The 14,666-nt window shown below is 71.4% G+C and carries 17 protein-coding genes; 6 read left to right on the plus strand and 11 right to left on the minus strand.

Features of this window, described 5'->3' with window-relative positions; genetic code table 11:
- The coding region (locus tag IG84_RS0132245; protein WP_031065174.1) for a TerD family protein at positions 1–670 on the plus strand (670 nt) is incomplete at its 5' end.
- Here the strand turns inward: IG84_RS0132245 and IG84_RS0132250 are convergent.
- Positions 645–1,682, minus strand: a complete 1,038-nt coding sequence (locus IG84_RS0132250) for an MsnO8 family LLM class oxidoreductase (RefSeq protein WP_078649660.1) — start codon at positions 1,680–1,682, stop codon at positions 645–647. The genes IG84_RS0132245 and IG84_RS0132250 overlap by 26 nt on opposite strands.
- 44 nt (positions 1,683–1,726) lie before the next feature.
- Positions 1,727–1,888: a hypothetical protein gene (locus tag IG84_RS41355; RefSeq protein ID WP_157848989.1), complete on the minus strand. Its 162-nt coding sequence runs from the start codon at positions 1,886–1,888 to the stop codon at positions 1,727–1,729.
- Between the two features lie 251 nt (positions 1,889–2,139).
- Between IG84_RS41355 and IG84_RS0132260 the strand changes: the two genes are divergently transcribed.
- Together IG84_RS0132260 and IG84_RS0132265 are read left to right on the plus strand one after the other, a co-directional pair.
- Positions 2,140–2,364 (plus strand): GntR family transcriptional regulator, encoded by a 225-nt coding sequence (locus tag IG84_RS0132260; protein WP_031065184.1) that lies wholly within the window; start codon positions 2,140–2,142, stop codon positions 2,362–2,364.
- A gap of 82 nt (positions 2,365–2,446) precedes the next feature.
- Positions 2,447–3,274, plus strand: coding sequence for a class I SAM-dependent methyltransferase (locus IG84_RS0132265; protein ID WP_031065187.1), 828 nt, complete (start codon positions 2,447–2,449; stop codon positions 3,272–3,274).
- 69 nt (positions 3,275–3,343) lie between these two features.
- On the opposite strand, the gene IG84_RS0132270 is transcribed toward IG84_RS0132265, so the two are convergent.
- Entirely contained in the window at positions 3,344–4,780 is a 1,437-nt protein-coding gene (locus tag IG84_RS0132270; protein ID WP_031065190.1) for an alkaline phosphatase PhoX, read from the minus strand.
- 471 nt (positions 4,781–5,251) lie between these two features.
- On the opposite strand from IG84_RS0132270, the gene IG84_RS0132275 reads away from it, so the two are divergent.
- Together IG84_RS0132275 and IG84_RS0132280 are read left to right on the plus strand one after the other, a co-directional pair.
- A complete protein-coding gene (locus IG84_RS0132275) occupies positions 5,252–6,412 on the plus strand; it encodes a S1 family peptidase (protein WP_245659682.1) in 1,161 nt (386 codons plus the stop codon).
- A 17-nt stretch (positions 6,413–6,429) separates the two neighbouring features.
- On the plus strand, positions 6,430–6,873 hold the full coding sequence (locus IG84_RS0132280) for a hypothetical protein (protein WP_031065194.1): 444 nt from the start codon (positions 6,430–6,432) through the stop codon (positions 6,871–6,873).
- A gap of 103 nt (positions 6,874–6,976) precedes the next feature.
- On the opposite strand, the gene IG84_RS0132285 is transcribed toward IG84_RS0132280, so the two are convergent.
- The gene (locus IG84_RS0132285; RefSeq protein ID WP_031065196.1) at positions 6,977–8,458 is read right to left on the minus strand and encodes a hypothetical protein; all 1,482 of its coding nucleotides are present in this window, start codon (positions 8,456–8,458) and stop codon (positions 6,977–6,979) included.
- 259 nt (positions 8,459–8,717) lie between these two features.
- Here IG84_RS0132285 and IG84_RS0132290 point away from each other — a divergent pair, with 259 nt between their 5' ends.
- Positions 8,718–10,547: an endonuclease/exonuclease/phosphatase family protein gene (locus IG84_RS0132290; RefSeq protein WP_031065199.1), complete on the plus strand. Its 1,830-nt coding sequence runs from the start codon at positions 8,718–8,720 to the stop codon at positions 10,545–10,547.
- Here the strand turns inward: IG84_RS0132290 and IG84_RS0132295 are convergent.
- The 7 genes from IG84_RS0132295 to sufU form a co-directional block, all read right to left on the minus strand.
- Positions 10,537–11,343, minus strand: a complete 807-nt coding sequence (locus IG84_RS0132295; protein ID WP_037801109.1) for an EI24 domain-containing protein — start codon at positions 11,341–11,343, stop codon at positions 10,537–10,539. The two genes, IG84_RS0132290 and IG84_RS0132295, sit on opposite strands and share 11 nt — an antisense overlap.
- Before the next feature lie 75 nt (positions 11,344–11,418).
- Positions 11,419–12,408, minus strand: a complete 990-nt coding sequence (dapD, locus tag IG84_RS0132300) for a 2,3,4,5-tetrahydropyridine-2,6-dicarboxylate N-succinyltransferase (protein WP_031065205.1) — start codon at positions 12,406–12,408, stop codon at positions 11,419–11,421.
- A 43-nt stretch (positions 12,409–12,451) separates the two neighbouring features.
- On the minus strand, positions 12,452–13,030 hold the full coding sequence (locus IG84_RS0132305) for a TetR/AcrR family transcriptional regulator (protein WP_031065207.1): 579 nt from the start codon (positions 13,028–13,030) through the stop codon (positions 12,452–12,454).
- Complete coding sequence (locus tag IG84_RS0132310) at positions 13,030–13,350, minus strand: DMT family transporter (protein WP_031065212.1); 321 nt, start codon at positions 13,348–13,350, stop codon at positions 13,030–13,032. Before IG84_RS0132310 ends, IG84_RS0132305 begins: the two co-directional genes overlap by 1 nt.
- A gap of 59 nt (positions 13,351–13,409) precedes the next feature.
- Positions 13,410–13,775, minus strand: coding sequence for a VOC family protein (locus tag IG84_RS0132315; RefSeq protein ID WP_031065214.1), 366 nt, complete (start codon positions 13,773–13,775; stop codon positions 13,410–13,412).
- Positions 13,776–13,830: 55 nt separating this feature from the next.
- On the minus strand, positions 13,831–14,196 hold the full coding sequence (locus tag IG84_RS0132320; RefSeq protein WP_031065217.1) for a metal-sulfur cluster assembly factor: 366 nt from the start codon (positions 14,194–14,196) through the stop codon (positions 13,831–13,833).
- Positions 14,193–14,651, minus strand: coding sequence for a Fe-S cluster assembly sulfur transfer protein SufU (gene sufU, locus IG84_RS0132325; RefSeq protein WP_031065219.1), 459 nt, complete (start codon positions 14,649–14,651; stop codon positions 14,193–14,195). The genes IG84_RS0132320 and sufU overlap by 4 nt, the downstream gene beginning before the upstream one ends.
- Positions 14,652–14,666: the final 15 nt, after the last annotated feature.

The raw sequence follows: 14,666 nt of genomic DNA on the forward strand, positions 1-14,666 counted from the left end.
GCCGACCGCCGTCCCCGGCGCACCGGGCTCCATGGGCACCCCCGCGCCGCCGCCCGCGGCACCGTCGGCCCCGGCCCCCGCCCCCGGCGCCGGGAAGATCAACCTCGACAAGGGCCGGGTCAGCCTCCAGAAGAACCAGACCGTTTCGCTGGTCAAGGGCGGCCGCCCGCTGCTGACCTCGGTCCGGATGGGCCTGGGCTGGGAGCCCGCGTTCCGCAGCAAGGACATCGACCTCGACGCGTCCGTGATCGCGTACGGCCCGGACCGCAAGAAGATCGACAACTGCTTCTTCGGCAAGCTCGCGATCCTCAACGGCGCGATCCAGCACTCCGGGGACAACCTCACGGGTGAGGGCGCGGGCGACGACGAGGCGATCACGGTCCACCTCGGCGGCCTCCCCCCGGAGGTCACGGGCCTGGTCTTCACGGTGAACAGCTTCTCCGGTCAGAAGTTCACCGACGTCGCCAAGGCGTACTGCCGCCTGCTGGACGCGCAGTCCGGCGAGGAGCTGGTCCGCTTCGACCTGACCGGCTCGGAGAAGCGGACGGGCGTGCTGATGGCCAAGCTGATCCGGCAGTACAGCGGCGAGTGGGAGATGACGGCGCTCGGCGAGTTCGTCGACTCCCGCACGGTCCGCGGCATGGTCAAGCCGGCCGCGCAGGCGCTGTGACCGGCGCGCCGCCCAGCCGGGCCACCGCCGCGAGCCGGCGGTAGGAGTCGAGCTGGGCGGCGCGGTCGTGGGTGCTCGTGGTGACCAGCAGCTCATCGGCGCCGGTCGCACCGAGCAGGTCCGTCAGGCCCGCGCGGACCTCCTCCTCCGTGCCATGGATCTGGCCGCGCTGCGCCGCCTCATAGAACTCCCGCTCCTTCACGGTCATCGACGGCTCCCGCGCGAGCACGTCCGCCACGGGCTCCAGCGGCGGAAAGACCCCATGCGTACGGGAGTACGCCATCGCCCATGCCTCCGGGAGCAGCAGCCGGCGGGCCTCCTCGGTCGTGGCGGCCACCGCGACGGTCGCGGAGACGACGACGTACGGCCGGTCCCACAGCGCGGACGGCCGAAAGCCGGCCCGGTAGCGGTCGATGGCACCCAGCAGCGCCTCCCGCCCCCGCACATCGCCGATCACGAGCGCGAGTCCCGCCTCGGCGGCGATCTCCGCGCCGGCCCCGGTGGCCAGTACGAACGCGGGGACGCTCAGCCCCTCCGCGGGCCGGGCGTGCACCTGCGGATGGGCGGTCTGAGTGCCGGTGAAGTATCCGGTCAGCTCGGCGAGCTGCGCGCCGAAGTCCCCGGTCGCGTCCTTGTCCGTCCCCAGCGCCCGCCGGATCCCGTCGGTGAACCCGACCGAGCGCCCCAACCCCATGTCGATCCGCCCCGGGAAGAGGGATTCCAGCACGCCGAACTGCTCGGCGACGACCAGCGGCCGGTGATTGGGCAGCATCACTCCGCCGGTACCGACCCGGATGCGGCGGGTGGCGGACGCGACGGCCGCCGCGAGCACGGTGGGCGCGGAGCCCGCCACGCCCGGGACACTGTGGTGCTCGGAGACCCAGAAACGGTGGTACCCGAGCTTCTCCACCTCCCGGGCAAAGCGCACCGTCTCCTGCAACGCCTCCGCCTGCGGCCGGCCCACTCTGGTACGGGACCGGTCCAGAACGGAGAATCGCGGGGCCACTGTCATCGAGTTCACCCTCAGTACAACGCTTCCCGCCGCCCGGGATTCCGCTACGCCTCCGCGCCCGGCAGTCGCTCCGCCCGAAGGTCGGCGACCAGCGCAGCGTCCTCGACCGCCCGGGCCAGGTACCGCACGGCCCGCCGCAACTCCGCCCCGGACGCTTCCGGATCGCCGGCCAGGGCACGGCCCCGGGAGACGTCGGTCCGCGCCATGACGAGAATCTCGCCCTCCATGACATCGGCCAGATGATTTACGAGACCGTCCCCCAACGGGACGTAAGCCGTCCGCCCGCCATCGGTCCACGGCAGCCGTCGTAGGCTCTCCATGTCGGCACTCCTTCGCAGTGTCGGCCACGCCCCGGGGCCGGGTCCGATCCGGCCGCCGGGGCTCTTTCCGTCCCGACCTTACGCGGTTTCGCGGTTACGCGGTAGCACGCAGCCGCGACTCCGCGCACGCTGGATGCATGGATCTTGATCGCTCCGTGCCGGTCTGGCCGCAAGTGGCCGCTGACCTCCGGCGTCGCCTCGATGCCGGAGAGTGGGCCCCCGGCGAACGCTTCCCCGGCACGGTCACGCTGGCCGCTGAGTACCGCGTGACCCAGTCGACGGTTCAGAAGGCCGTCGTCCAGCTCCGCAAGGAGGGCCGCCTGCGCACGGTCCTGGGCGCCGGCAGCTACGTCATGGACTGAGCGGGTCGCCCGCTCTGGTGCGGGGGCGGCGGAGGCCCGAGAATCGGGGCGTTGTGCCCGGCCGAGCCGCGAGGAGCCACTCATGCCCGCCGACCAGCCGCCCACCGTTCCCTCCCTGGACGAGATCTACGGGAAGTTCGACCTGAGCCAGGTGCCCGCGTTTGCCGGTGGGTTCATCAACTTCGGGTACTGGGCGGATGCGCCGGACGACCGGCCGGTGAGCGAAGCCGACCGGATCGGGACGGAGAAGGAGCTGTACCGGCTGGTCCTGCGCGCCTTTGAGCGTACGGAGGGGCGGGACGCCGTCGAGGTCGGGTGCGGGCTGGGGCTCGGATCGGCCCTCGCGCTGTGCGAGTACGGGTTCGGGTCGGTCGTCGGGCTGGACATCCACCCCGAGCAAGTCCGGCGGGCCCGGGAGCGGAACGCCGCCGTACGCGACGCGCACCCGGGGCAGCTGGACTACCGGCGCGGCGCGGCCGAGCGGCTGCCGCTGCCGGACGCCTCCGTGGACTGCCTGTTCTCCGTCGAGGCGGCCCAGCACTTCCCCGACATCCCGGGCTTCGCCCGAGAGGCCGCGCGAGTGCTGCGCGCGGGCGGCCGGCTGGTGCTGACGACCTTCTTCGCCACCGGCCAGGAGGCCGCCCGCGCGCTGCCCGGACTGCTGCCCACCTACGCCGACGGCCTGGACCTCGCCCACGTGGCGGACGACGTGACCGCCGCGCTGGCGGAGGCCGGACTGTCGGAGTTGCGGATCCGGACGATCGGGGAATCGGTGTGGGCCGCGTACGACCGGTACCTCGGCCAGGTCCCCGAGCTGCGCGACCTGTGGCCGCGCCGGTTCCTGACCGCGTACGAGAAAGGGCTGCTGGACTACTACGTGATCACCGCGGACCGCCCGCAGACCGGCTGATCAGACCGGCCGGAGACCCGCTGACCCGGCCGCCCGGATTCCCCCCGGATCCGGCCGGCCGGTGGCGGGTCAGCGCTGCCGCCGCCAGGGGCCGGTGATCGCGAGCATGATGCCCGGCTCCTGGATGTTGGCGAAGAGCGTCGAGCCGTCGGGCGAGAAGACCGGGCCGGTGAACTCGCTGTACTCCGGCTCGTCCGCGGTGCCAATGTTGATCTCGTTGCGCGCGACCGGGTACGTACGGCCGTCCTCGGTGGCGCCGAAGAGGTGCTGCACGCCCTCGCCGTCCTCCGCGATGATCAGCCCGCCGTAGGGCGAGACGCTGATGTTGTCGGGGCCGTCGAAGGCGCCGTCCTTCGACGGGTCGGGGTTGACGCCGAAGCGGACCTTCAGGGTCAGCGTGCGGCGCGCCGGGTTGTAGAACCACACCTGGCCGTCGTGCTGGACCGGGCTCTCCTCGCGGGCGTAGGAGGAGACGACGTACACGCCGCCGTCCGCCCACCACATGCCCTCCAGCTTGCGGGCGCGGGTGACCTCACCGTCCTGGAACTGCTTGCGCACGGACGTCGTACGGGCGTCCCGGTCGGGGACCTCGACCCAGTCCACGCCGTAGACGGTGCCCGGCTCGGTGGCCCGGGAGAGGTCGTCGACGAAGCGGCCGCCGGAGTCGAAGCACTTGAACGCGGCGAGCGTGCCCGCGTCGTCGGCCAGCCCTGCTAGCTTGCCGCGGCCGTGCGCGAAGCCCTCCGGCGGGGTCCAGCGGTAGAAGAGGCCGTTGGGCGTGTCGGCGTCCTCGGTGAGGAAGACGTGGCCGCGCTTGGGGTCGACGACGACGGCCTCGTGCGGGTACCGGCCGAACGCCTTGATCGGCTTCGGGTCCCGGTTGGCCTTCTGGTCGTACGGGTCGACCTCGAAGACGTAACCGTGGTCCTTGGTCATGCCGTGGTCGCCGGCCTTGTCCTCGGTCTCCTCGCCGGACAGCCAGGTGCCCCAAGCGGTGCGGCCGCCCGCACAGTTGGTGGAGGTACCGGCGATGCCCACCCACTCGCTCACGTGCGAGCCGTCGTGCGCGACCTCGATGACCGTGCAGCCGCCGGACGCGGCCGGGTCGTAGACGTGGCCCTCGGTGAGCGGCACCGGGTGCGGCCAGTCGGCGCGCGGGCCCTTGAGCTCGTGGTTGTTGACGAGCAGGGTCGCGCCGCGCGAGCCCTCGAAGGTGGCGGTGCCGTCGTGGTTGGACGGCGTGTACTCACCGCTCTCCAGCTTGGTCACACCGGTACGGGTGATGATCTTGTAGCTGAAGCCGGCGGGCAGCGCGAGGATGCCCTTCGGGTCATCGATCAGCGGACCGTACCCGAGCTGCCGCGTCCCGTCGTCGCCGGAGGCATCCGTGGCCTCCTCGCCGATGGCCCCGGGGGCCGTGGCCAGCACGCCGACGCTGCCGGCGAGCGCCACTCCGGCGCCGGTGTACGCGGAGCGCTTGGCGAAGTCCCTGCGGGTGAGGGCCATGGTGATCTCCAAGATGGCTGGTTCCGATTCCCCCTGTGTCTGCGCGGCACACATTCCCGTGCGCCGCCGAACTCCAGTTGAACGGGATACAACGTCCAGGAACCGTTTCTCCGCACGACGGTGAACCATGGCAAAGAAGGTCATCCGCGGCATCCCCCCGCCAACTGCAAGATTTCTGGCTTTCCGCCTTGACCGCCGCCCGGCCCGGCAATAGACAGTGCCTACCTGCATCGCCCGTAAGAGGAGCGCAGGGCCTGCGGCGTTACGGACGAGCGGTCCGTACGCGGCCGTACGGACGGCGTGTACGCGCCGCGCCGTACTCGGGCCCTGCGCCCTCCCGCGAGAGCCGCCCGCCGCGACGGCCGGCCTCGCCACACGCACAAGTGGTCCCGCCCAAGCGCCGTCGCCCGCCTGCCCGGCGTGCGCACGGCCGGGCGCGCGGGACGCCCACCGGGGAAGAGGTGGTCTGGTGTGAATCAGCCCGAGATGATGCGCGGTCCCACCGGCGGACAGGTCAGTGGCACCTCACGCCAACAGGCGCTGTCGGACTTCATGAATCCGCAGCACCCGCTCGCCAACGTCGTCGGTTTCGGCCACGGCGTGAAGTGGACGGGCGGCGAGCCGACGGGCGAGGAAGCGGTCCTGGTCTTCGTGACGCAGAAGGTTCCCGAGTCGGTCCTGTCCGAACGGGACGTGATACCGCGCGAGATGGACGACGGCACGCCGACAGACGTGGTGGCCGTCGGCCATGTCGCGGCCCAGCGCGCCCGCCTCACCGGACCGGGCGGCGGCACGGAGGAGCAGTCCGGCCTCGGCCCCGACGGCAGTACGTCCATGCTCTCCCGGCCGCTGCTGGAGGAGCTGGGCCAGGAGATCGGCCGGCTCCGCACGGACGCCGAGCCGCAGCGGCTCACCCGCAGGATGCGCCCGTGCCCGGCCGGCTTCTCGGTCGGCAGCGTGCGGATCACCGCGGGCACGCTCGGCAGCGTGGTCTACGACCTGCTGCCCGGCGCGCAGATCAACCCGCCGGAGCCCGGCACCGGCGTCCCGGCCACGTACTACATCCTGAGCAACAACCACGTGCTCGCCGACTCCAACCGGGCGCCGCTGGGCAGCCCCGTGGTGCAGCCGGGCCCCGCGGACGGCGGCCTCGACCCGGCCGACCGGATCGGCACGCTGTCCCGCTTCGTCGCCATCCAGTTCGCGCCGCAGGTCCCGCCGGCGCAGCAGAACAACATCGTGGACGCGGCGCTGGCGAAGGTGGAGTTCCACGACGCCACCCGCCAGCAGTACTTCAACGGGCCGCCGCGAGCCTGGCGGCGCAAGGCGCAGGTGGCGGTGGGCGACCGGGTGAAGAAGGTCGGCCGGACCACCAACCTGACCATCGGCCGGATCATGTCCACCGACGCGACCATCGACGTCTCGTACGGCACGGCCGGCACCGCACGCTTCAAGGACCAGATCATCACCACGAACATGTCGGCCGGCGGTGACTCCGGTTCCCTGATCACCTCGCTCGACAACGTCGCCGTCGGACTGCTCTTCGCGGGGTCGCAGCAGGTCACGATCGCGAACCACATCGAGAACGTCCGCGCGCTGCTGCGCGTCGAGATCGCCGAGCAACTGGCCTGACCGGGGGAGCGAAAATCATGACGAGCGCAGCCAGGAAGAAGGGCCAGGGGCAGGAGCACCGGTTCATCAACGCCCAGGGCTCCGAGGTCAAGACGCGCGACGAGGCGTTCGCCGCGCAGCGCGACGTATCGGCCGAGGCGCTGCGGGTCACCGCGAAGATGCGGCTCAGCAACGGCGCGCTCACCTTCGACATGGAGGTGAGCTACAACCCCAACACCTATCCGCACGTCGTCACCGGCGGCCGGATCACCTCCGGCATCTGCGGCGCCCCGTGGGACATCACCGGCGGCGAGCTCGGCCCCCGGCTGGTGCTGCGGGCCACCCGCCCCGGCGGATCGGGCAACTGCGCCCAGAGCATGACGGTCGTCGGCCAGTTCCAGGTACCGCTGTCCTACCGCGGTACGTACGGCTTCAACGGCCAGTCCGCGTCCTTCCCGCACACGACGCAGTACTTGTGCTGAGGAACCCGACGGGCTGACGGCCCGCCGGGCTTCCGCGGCAGTTTCCGCAGCACCGAGGCGGAGAGTGCTGACGGGCCGTCAGTTGCCGTTCTGGGAGCGGCTGTCAGTTGTCCTTCTTGGAGCGGGCCTTGAAGGCCGCCTTGCGGGCCTCCTTGGCCGCCTTCTTGTCCGGGTGGAGCCGGCCCATCGCCTCCAGGACGTCGGCGGTGGCCGGGTGGTCCACCCGCCAGACCGCGTCGAAGAAGCCGGTGTGCTGACCGACCAGCCCCTCGACCAGATCCCGCAGTTCGGCCGCGTCCTCGTCGGCGGTGCCGAGCTGCGCCGCGAGGGTGTCCACGGTCAGCCAGAAGATCATGTCCTGGGAGGGCTCGGGGATGCCGGTGGCGCCGTGCTCGGCCAGCCAGACCCGGGCCAGCCCGCCGAGCTGCCGGTCGTCCAGCACCTCGCGGAGCGCGGGCTCGGCCTCCGGGCCGACCAGCGACAGGGTCTGCTGGCAGGCGAGGCGGCGCTGTGGCGCCCGGTCGTCGTCGCCGCGCGCGGCGGACAGCAGGTCCCGGGCCGCGCTGAGGCCGTCGCGGGCCGCGAGCCACTGCTCGGACTCGGCCTGCGCCAGGGTCTCGGGGTAGTCGGGCAGCGCGCCGAGCAGCACGTCGGCACCCTTGCCGGCGAGGTCGCCGACGGCCGGGGCCTCGACGCCCGCGTCCAGCATCCGCGCGCGGACCGCGTACATGCCGAGCGGGGTGAGCCGGACCATGCCGTACCGGCTGACGTCCTCGTCCTCCAGCGGGCCGGCGGACCGGACGGTCTCGCCGTCCTCGTCCAGCTCCTCGATGAGCGCCTCGTCCACCGGCTGGTACGCGACCAGACCGATCGGCTCCAGCACCCGGAACTGGTCGTCCAGGCGCATCATCGCCTCGGAGACCTCTTCGAGGATGTCGTCGGTGGGCTCGTCCATGTCGGCCGGGACGATCATGGAGGCGGCGAGCGCCGGCAGCGGGACGCTCTGCTCCGGGGCCTCGGCCAGCGCGCAGAGCATGTAGAGGTTGCCGAGGATGCCGTCCAGCAGCTCGGCCTCGTCCTCCGGATTCCAGTCGATGGAGTCCAGGTCCAGCTCGCCGCCCTCGGCGATCTGCTCCACGAGGTCGCCGAGGTCGGGCGCCGCGGCGTCGGCCAGCACGGTCTCCATGCCGCCGAGCCAGATGGCCAGCACATCCTGGGGGCTGCCGGCGGTCAGCAGGCGCAGCTCCTCGCCGGGCGTGGCGGTACCGGACGGGGCGCCGTCGGGCAGGTCCTCGTCCTCGCCCGCGTGCTCCTCGATCTCGACCAGGCCGGTGTCCACGGCGAGCTGCCACGCCTCGGCGGCATAGCCGGTGCCGTCCTCGTCGACGGCGAGGTCCAGGTGGACCGCGGCCTCGGCGAGCTGCTCTTCGAGGAGGTCGCCGCCGACGCCGACCGGTACCTCCCGTTCGGCCCAGCGGGCGAGCTTCGCCGCCCGGGCGAAGAGGGGGGCGCTCAGCGCGTCCCTGGCCAGCTCCGCTTCGGGGTGCAGCCGCACCGGGGGAAGGGTGGGGCGCTCGTCGGACATCTAAGGTTCAGCTCCTCGGGCGGACTACTGCTGGTGCGTCGCCCAAGCGTAGACGGAATCGTGATGATCCCGGGCGGTTCACCGGCCCGTCCGGGGTGCCCCGCGGCGGGCGGTTCACCGGCCCGTCCCCTGCCGTGCACCGGACGAGTATTGACAACTGGCGGCGGCACACAAGAGATTGACGCGCGTAGCGGACCGTCCTCCGATACTCAGCTCGGCCTTTCTCCTCCCTTGTTTCCCCACGCTTCCGGAGGCCACCATGCCGTCCCGTCGTACGTTCAGCAGACCGCTCGCGCTCGCCTCGGCGGCCGCCGCGGCCCTCGCCGCAGGGCTGCTCGCCGTCCCGCAGTCCGCCGCGGCGGCGGACGCCAGGATCCATGACATCCAGGGCGGTACCCGAATATCCCCGCTGGCCGGGAAGCAGGTCACCGGCGTGCCGGGCGTCGTCACGGCGGTACGGGCCTTCGGGTCCGCGCGCGGCTTCTGGTTCCAGGACCCGCAGCCGGATCGCGATCCCGCCACCAGCGAGGCCGTCTTCGTCTTCACCGGAAAGCAGTCCCCCGAGGTCGCCGTGGGTGACGCGGTGGAGGTCACCGGCACGGTCAGCGAGTACTACCCCGGCGGCAAGGACGCGGGGCTGCAGTCCGTCACCGAGATCACTGGCGCGAACTGGACGGTGAAGTCGGCGAAGAATCGTCTCCCCGCGGCGTTCACGCTGGCCCCCGGGTCCGTGCCGAATCGATACGCCCCGGACAACGGCGGCAAGGACATCGAGCCGCTGAAGCTGCGTCCCCGCAGTTACGCGCTGGACCGCTACGAGTCGCTGGAGGGCATGCGGGTCGCGGTCTCCGACGCGCCGGTCGTCGGCCCCACGACCTCGTACCACGAGCTGTGGGTGACGGCCGAGCCCGGCCATAACCGCACCGCACGCGGCGGCACGCTCTACAGCTCGTACGCCGACCCGAACGCGGGCCGCCTCAAGGTCACCTCGCTGATCCCGTTCGCCGAGCGGCCCTTCCCGGTCGCGGACGTGGGCGACGCGCTGACCGGCACCACCGCCGGGCCGCTGGACTACGACAACTTCGGCGGCTACACGATCGAGGCGACGGACCTGGGCGCGCTCGACGACCGCGGGCCGGCCCGCGAGACCACCCGCAAGCAGTCGGCGGACGAGCTGTCGGTGGCCACGTACAACGTGGAGAACCTCTCGCCGAAGTCCGCGCAGGCCAAGTTCGACCGGCTGGCCGAGGCGCTGGTGAAGAACCTCGCCTCGCCCGACATCGTCGCCCTGGAGGAGGTCCAGGACGACAACGGAGCCACCAACGACTCGGTGGTGACCGCGGGCGCCACGCTCAAGAAGCTCACCGACGCCGTCAAGAAGGCGGGCGGCCCCGCCTACGAGTGGCGCCAGATCGACCCGGCCGACGACCAGGACGGCGGCCAGCCCGGCGGCAACATCCGCGTCGCGTTCCTCTACAACCCCGAGCGGGTCTCCTTCACGGACACGCCGGGCGGCGACGCGACGACGCCCGTCCGGGTCCAGGACAAGGGCGGCCGCGCGGCGCTCTCCGCCTCCCCCGGCCGCATCGACCCGGCCAACGCGGCCTGGAAGGACAGCCGCAAGCCGCTCGCCGGCCAGTTCTCCTTCCGCGGCAAGCCGGTCTTCGTGGTCGCCAACCACTTCAACTCCAAGGGCGGCGACCAGGGCCTGGACAGCCGCTTCCAGCCGCCGGCCCGCACCTCGGAGACGCAGCGCACCGCACAGGCCGAGGCGGTGCACGGCTTCGTCGAGGACGTGCTCGCCGTCGACCCGAAGGCCGCCGTGATCGTCGCGGGCGACCTGAACGACTACCAGTTCTCCCCGGCACTCAAGAAGCTCACCGCGGGCGGCGTCCTCACCGACCAGGTGAACCGGCTCCCCAAGGCCGAGCGCTACGGCTACGTCTACAACGGCAACTCCCAGGCGCTGGACCACATGCTCACCAGCCGCGCCCTGAACCGCGCCGACTACGACATCGTCCACCTCAACGCGGAGTTCGCCGACCAGGCGAGCGACCACGACCCGCAGGTAATACGCGTCAGGCCGTGAATCCGGGGTGCGGCGCGGGAACCTCTCCCGCGCCGCCCGCGGTCCCGGAATTCGGTACCGGCTCCTCCATCAGGTCCCGTACCAGCAGCGTCGCCCCCGCCACCGCGCCCGGCATCAGGACCACCGCGATGAACGGGACCAGGAACAGCAGCACGAGGGGGGTGCCGAACCCGACCGCGAGCCCCTTGCGGGTGCGCAGCAGGCGCAGGCGCTCACGGACGGGTATGCCGCGGCGCTGCATGGCCACGGAGGTCAGCTCGACGGCGAGGAAGAAGCCCGAGACGCAGAACCCGATCGCCGGGATCACGGTCTGGCCGATGACCGGCAGGAAGCCGAGGAGGAAGAAGAGGAGGCCGAAGGCAGCGGCGCGCAGCAGGACGTACACGCTGTCCTTGAGCGCGATCCATATCTCCGCCCAGAGCGAGCGGTCCGGCCCGTCCGGGCAGTCGCCCTCCGACTGCTCGACCTTCTCCGACAGCGATTCGTAGAACGGGTCGCCGATCAGCAGCGTCACGGCGGTGAAGGTGAGCACGGCCAGCAGCAGCCCACCGCCGAAGAGCAGGGCGACGAAGATCCCGCGCAGCAGCCCCTGCCAGGGCGAGCCCCAGTCATCGGCGAAGGGCGTCGCCCAGGCCGCGATGTCGTCCGTCCAGAAGGCGAAGACGGTCAGCACCGCGGCGTACAGCACCAGCGCGATGAGCGCGGGAATCAACCCGAACCCCCACCACCTGCCATGCTGTGCGACCCAGCGCTGCCCCTTCCCCAAGTACCCCACACCGGCTGCAAGATCACGCATAAGGCAACCCTAGCCGGTGCCACTGACAGCGACGGGCGGCCCGTACGGACCGCCCGTCGTCTGCCGTCACACGTCTCAGTTGTGGTGCAGCACGTCGTTCAGGCCGCCCCACTCCGCGTTGTTCGGGCGGGCCTCCACCACACCGGTGGTGGAGTTGCGGCGGAAGAGGATGTTGTCGGCGCCGGACAGCTCGGCGGCCTTCACGATCTGGCCGTCGGGCATCGTGACCCGCGTACCGGCGGTGATGTACAGACCCGCCTCGACCACGCACTCGTCGCCCAGCGCGATGCCCACACCGGCCTCCGCGCCGACCAGGCTGCGCTCGCCGATGCGGATGCGCTCCTTGCCGCCGCCGGAGAGGGTGCCCATCGTGGAGGCGCCGCCGCCGATGTCGGAGCCGTTGCCGACCACGACGCCCTGGCTGATCCGGCCCTCGACCATGGAGGTGCCGAGCGTGCCGGCGTTGAAGTTGACGAAGCCCTCGTGCATGACAGTGGTGCCGGCCGCGAGGTGCGCGCCCAGGCGGACCCGGTCGGCGTCGGCGATGCGCACGCCCGCCGGGGCGACGTAGTCCGTCATCCGCGGGAACTTGTCGACGCCGTACACGGCGAGGTGCAGACCCTCGGCGCGGGCATTCAGCCGCACGGTCTCGAGCTGGTCCACGGCGACCGGGCCGAGCGAGGTCCAGGCGACGTTGGCCATCAGGCCGAAGATGCCGTCCAGGTTCTGGCCGTTCGGCTGGACAAGGCGGTGGCTGAGCAGGTGCAGGCGCAGGTAGACGTCGTGCGTGTCCAGCGGCTTGTCGTCCAGGGAGGAGATGACCGTGCGCACGGCCACGATCTCCACGCCGCGGCGGGCGTCGGTGCCGAGCGCCTTGGGCGCGGCCTCGCCGAGGAGCTCGGCGGCGCGCTCGGCGGTCAGCCGCTCGGTCCCGGCCGGACCGGGCTCGGCGACGAGCTCGGGCGCCGGGAACCAGGTGTCAAGAACAGTACCGTCGGCGGTGACGGTGGCGAGCCCGGCGGCGACGGCGCCGGTCGTACGGGAGGAGGCTGCTGCTTCGGTCATGCGGAAAACCTAACCGGCGCGCCCCCGGCCTGGCGAACCGGTCTCAGCGGTCAGACGCGGGACCGTCCGGTAGCGGCTCGTCGCCGACGACCCGCGCCACCTCGGCCCGCACTTCGTCACGGTCGAACGGCCGGCCGGTGAGCAACGACTGCAGCAGCATCCCGTCGATCAGCGCGGAGAGCGTGCGGGCGGTGCCGGGCGAGTCGGTGTACCGGCCGAGCACGTCCAGCGTGCTGTCCAGCCACTCGGCGGCAACCGGGCTCAGTGCGGGCCGCCGCAGCGCCGCGAGATACAGCTCGTACTCCATCCGCACGCGGCCGCTGCGGCTCTCGTCCATGTACGCGGCCAGCAGGTCGGCGATCCGGTCCGCGAGCGGCGCGTCGCGCTCCAGGTACTCGGTCCAGCCCTCCACCGTGGTGCCCGCCTCACCGCACACCTGCCGCAACGCGGCCACCAGCAGGTCGTCCAGCGACGCGAAGTGATACGTGGTGGACCCCAGTGGCACATCCGCCTCGGCCGCCACCACACGATGGCTGAGCGCCCCGATGCCGCGCTCCTCGGCCACCCGGATCGCCGCGTCGATGATCCGCTGCCGTCGCTCGGGGTCGTACCGCCGCGCCATCAGTGCGCACCTCCCAGATTCAGCACCACCACGCCACCGATGATCAGCGCGATCCCGATCAGCCGCGCCGCGTTCGCCGCCTCCCCGAGGAAGAGCATCCCGATCGCCGCGATCACGGCGGTCCCGGCCCCCGACCAGATGGCGTACGTGGTCCCCACGCTCATCGTCTTCAGCGTCTGCGCGAGCAGCACGAAGGCGATCAGATACCCCGCCGCGGTCCCGAGCGAGGGCCACAGCCTGGTGAACCCGTCGCTGTACTTCATCGCGGTGGTGGCCAGCACCTCCACCAGTATCGCCGCACCAAGCGTCACATAGGCCATACGTACGAGCGTACACAACGATGCGTACGGGCGTACATAAACGGTGTCGGCTCCCGGGCTCAGTCCAGCAGCGTCTTCTTCGGCCGCAGCACGCAGAACTCGTTGCCCTCGGGGTCGGCGAGGACCGTCCAGGTGACGTTGGCGCCCTGGCCGACGTCCACCCGGCGGGCACCGAGGGCGAGGATGCGCGCGACCTCCGCCTCCTGGTCGTCGGGGGTGAGGTCGAGGTGGAGCCGGTTCTTGCCGGCCTTGGCCTCGGGGACGGGCAGGAAGACGATGCCGGGCAGCGCCTCGGCCGAGGCGCCGATGATCACCTCGTCCGCCTCCTCGAAGACGATCTGCCAGTCCAGGACGTCGGCCCAGAAGCGGGCCATGCGGTGCACGTCGTGCGCGTCGACGGCGATCTGGTACAGAGAAGAGGCCATGCCCGCCAGTGTGCCTGGCGGGCATGGCCTCTTCACGCAATGACGGTGGTGGTTCTCAGACGTTGAACCCCAGCGCGCGGAGCTGCTCGCGGCCGTCGTCGGTGATCTTGTCGGGGCCCCACGGGGGCATCCAGACCCAGTTGATCCGCAGCTCGTTGACGATGCCGTCCGTGGCGGACTTCGCCTGGTCCTCGATGACGTCGGTCAGCGGGCAGGCCGCCGAGGTGAGCGTCATGTCGATGGTGGCGATGTTGGCGTCGTCGATGTGGATGCCGTAGATCAGGCCGAGGTTGACGACGTCGATGCCCAGCTCGGGGTCGACGACGTCGTACAGGGCCTCGCGGACCTCTTCCTCGGTGGCCGGCTTGAGGGCCGCGGCGGGCGCCTCAGCGGTCTCCGCGGCGCTTGCGTTCTCGGTCATGCGGTCTTCGCCTCCTCGGAGAGGGCTTTGGCGGTCGCGTCCTTCCACGCCATCCAGCTCAGGAGGGCGCACTTGACGCGGGCGGGGTACTTGGAGACGCCGGCGAACGCGACCGCGTCCTCCAGCACCTCCTCCATGGCGTCATCGGGCTCGATCTGGCCCTTGGACTGCATCAGCTCCAGGAAGGTCTCCTGGATCCGCTGCGCCTCGCCGAGCTCCTTGCCGACCAGGAGTTCATTGAGGACGGACGCGCTGGCCTGGCTGATGGAGCAGCCCTGGCCCTCGTACGACACGTCTTCAATGGTCGCGCCGTCCAGGCGGACGCGCAGGGTGATCTCGTCACCGCAGGTCGGGTTGACGTGATGCACCTCGGCGTCGCCGTCCCGCAAGCCCCGGCCGTGCGGGTGCTTGTAGTGGTCCAGGATGACGTCCTGGTACATGGAATCCAGCTTCACGGGTCAGTCAGTCCT

The sequence above is a fragment of the Streptomyces ochraceiscleroticus genome, assembly GCF_000720485.1.
Taxonomy (GTDB): domain Bacteria; phylum Actinomycetota; class Actinomycetes; order Streptomycetales; family Streptomycetaceae; genus Streptomyces; species Streptomyces ochraceiscleroticus.

Excerpts from the sequence above, each read along its gene's own strand:
- IG84_RS0132250 (WP_078649660.1), bottom strand. The coding sequence starts at position 1,682 with ATGACAGTGGCCCCGCGATTCTCCGTTCTGGACCGGTCCCGTACCAGA.
- IG84_RS41355 (WP_157848989.1), bottom strand. The coding sequence starts at position 1,888 with ATGGCGCGGACCGACGTCTCCCGGGGCCGTGCCCTGGCCGGCGATCCG.
- IG84_RS0132260 (WP_031065184.1), top strand. The coding sequence starts at position 2,140 with ATGGATCTTGATCGCTCCGTGCCGGTCTGGCCGCAAGTGGCCGCTGAC.
- IG84_RS0132265 (WP_031065187.1), top strand. The coding sequence starts at position 2,447 with ATGCCCGCCGACCAGCCGCCCACCGTTCCCTCCCTGGACGAGATCTAC.
- IG84_RS0132270 (WP_031065190.1), bottom strand. The coding sequence starts at position 4,780 with ATGGCCCTCACCCGCAGGGACTTCGCCAAGCGCTCCGCGTACACCGGC.
- IG84_RS0132280 (WP_031065194.1), top strand. The coding sequence starts at position 6,430 with ATGACGAGCGCAGCCAGGAAGAAGGGCCAGGGGCAGGAGCACCGGTTC.
- IG84_RS0132285 (WP_031065196.1), bottom strand. The coding sequence starts at position 8,458 with ATGTCCGACGAGCGCCCCACCCTTCCCCCGGTGCGGCTGCACCCCGAA.
- IG84_RS0132290 (WP_031065199.1), top strand. The coding sequence starts at position 8,718 with ATGCCGTCCCGTCGTACGTTCAGCAGACCGCTCGCGCTCGCCTCGGCG.
- IG84_RS0132295 (WP_037801109.1), bottom strand. The coding sequence starts at position 11,343 with ATGCGTGATCTTGCAGCCGGTGTGGGGTACTTGGGGAAGGGGCAGCGC.
- dapD (WP_031065205.1), bottom strand. The coding sequence starts at position 12,408 with ATGACCGAAGCAGCAGCCTCCTCCCGTACGACCGGCGCCGTCGCCGCC.
- IG84_RS0132305 (WP_031065207.1), bottom strand. The coding sequence starts at position 13,030 with ATGGCGCGGCGGTACGACCCCGAGCGACGGCAGCGGATCATCGACGCG.
- IG84_RS0132310 (WP_031065212.1), bottom strand. The coding sequence starts at position 13,350 with ATGGCCTATGTGACGCTTGGTGCGGCGATACTGGTGGAGGTGCTGGCC.
- IG84_RS0132315 (WP_031065214.1), bottom strand. The coding sequence starts at position 13,775 with ATGGCCTCTTCTCTGTACCAGATCGCCGTCGACGCGCACGACGTGCAC.
- IG84_RS0132320 (WP_031065217.1), bottom strand. The coding sequence starts at position 14,196 with ATGACCGAGAACGCAAGCGCCGCGGAGACCGCTGAGGCGCCCGCCGCG.